The organism is Halorubrum sp. FL23 (assembly GCF_052439115.2).
Lineage (GTDB): Archaea > Halobacteriota > Halobacteria > Halobacteriales > Haloferacaceae > Halorubrum > Halorubrum persicum.
Genome location: NZ_JBQVRO020000051.1, coordinates 1 through 1612, shown reverse-complemented (window position 1 = coordinate 1612; position 1612 = coordinate 1). Strand labels below are relative to the sequence as shown.

Sequence of the window (1612 nt, the reverse complement as noted above, 5' to 3'; positions counted from 1 at the left end):
CATCCGTTGTAGTTTAACGCCTCACGCCAGCGCCGTCTCCTGATCTGAATACCGTTGGGACTACCTGTCAGAGAAACCGGGTGGCTGCTGTGAGTTACCAACCACCGGATTCAGTGATTGTCGACCGGATCAAAAGAGCGTTTCCCTCTGATGAGTTGCGCGAGCGCGCTCGCGCAACGAATCTCGTCCAACGAGAGCGCAAGTTCGACACTGTCGCGTTCTTCTACACCCTCTCACTGGGTTTCGCTGCTGGATCAGATCGCTCTATTCAGGCATTTCTCGAACGGTTCGTCGAAATGGCTGACTGTGACGAACTCGCTTATCCAACCTTCCACGGCTGGTTTTCACCCGCGTTCGTTGCACTCCTGCGAGAGATTCTCGATGACGCCATCGAGAATCTCGACCCGGGACAAACCGACCTCAGCGGACGTCTCGAACGCTTTCGAGACGTCCTCATTGTTGACGCCTCTATCGTCTCACTCTACCAAGACGCTACAGACGTCTACGCAGCGACTGGCGAAGATCAGGCTGGCGTGAAGCTCCACCTCACAGAATCACTCTCAACCGGACTTCCTACGCGTTTTCAAACGACTGACGCCAAAACGCAGGAACGGAGCCAGCTACCCACCGGCGAGTGGGTAGCTGGCGCACTCATCTTACTTGATCTCGGCTTCTACGACTTCTGGTTGTTCGACCGTATCGACCAAAACGACGGCTGGTTCGTCTCACGGGTCAAAGATGACGCGAACTTCGAGATCGTCGAAGAGCTTCGCACATGGCGGGGAAACAGTATTCCACTCGAAGGCGAGTCGCTGCAGGACGTCCTCGACGACCTGCAGCGACAGGAGATCGACGCTCGGATCACCCTCTCATTCGACCGCAAGCGAGGGTCGGGCGTCAGCTCGACCCGAACGTTCCGACTCGTCGGTGTGCTCAACGAGGACGGCGGTGAGTACCATCTCTACCTAACGAATCTTACCAGAGACAACTACCGCGCGCCCGATATCGCACAGCTCTATCGGGCGCGCTGGGAGATTGAGCTGCTGTTCAAGGAACTCAAATCGCGCTTCGGTCTTGATGAGATCAATACGACGGATCCTTACATCATCGAAGCGCTGATCATCGTAGCGGCGCTCTCGCTGCTGATGAGCCGCGTTATTGTGGATGAACTCCGCAAATTAGACGCAAAGCGGCAGGGGAGCGACGACGACGCGGCCGCGTCGTCGACGCGTCTCCCACGTCGTCGGTGTTCTCACGCGCTCGAACGTCACGCACACTTGGTCCAGCTGTACCTGATGCTGGATCTCGGGTATGAACTGCCAGATCTCGACGAATTGCTGTTGTGGTCGTCACGGGATCCAAATCCACATCGACCAAGATTACGTGAGCAGGTTGAGTCAGGCGAGTTCTGGTAGAAACTCGCCTGATAAGCCGGTCAGCTCAGACGTAGGTAGTAGCGACAGCTCTGGATCGGCGACGCACTCACCGGAGTGAGTGCGCCGCCTTCAGAGAGTGACACAGATCTCACCATCCGAGACAGAAGAACATCCGTTCAATTCTCCGATCACGCTTCATCAGCGATTCGACTCAACACCGTCTTGCTCAACAATCT

1 protein-coding gene is annotated in these 1612 nt (G+C 56.2%); it reads left to right on the top strand.

Features of this window, described 5'->3' with window-relative positions:
* Positions 1-80: 80 nt before the first annotated feature.
* Complete coding sequence (locus ACT4MF_RS18815; RefSeq protein WP_512053344.1) at positions 81-1415, top strand: IS4 family transposase; 1335 nt, start codon at positions 81-83, stop codon at positions 1413-1415.
* The last annotated feature ends 197 nt before the right edge of the window (positions 1416-1612 follow it).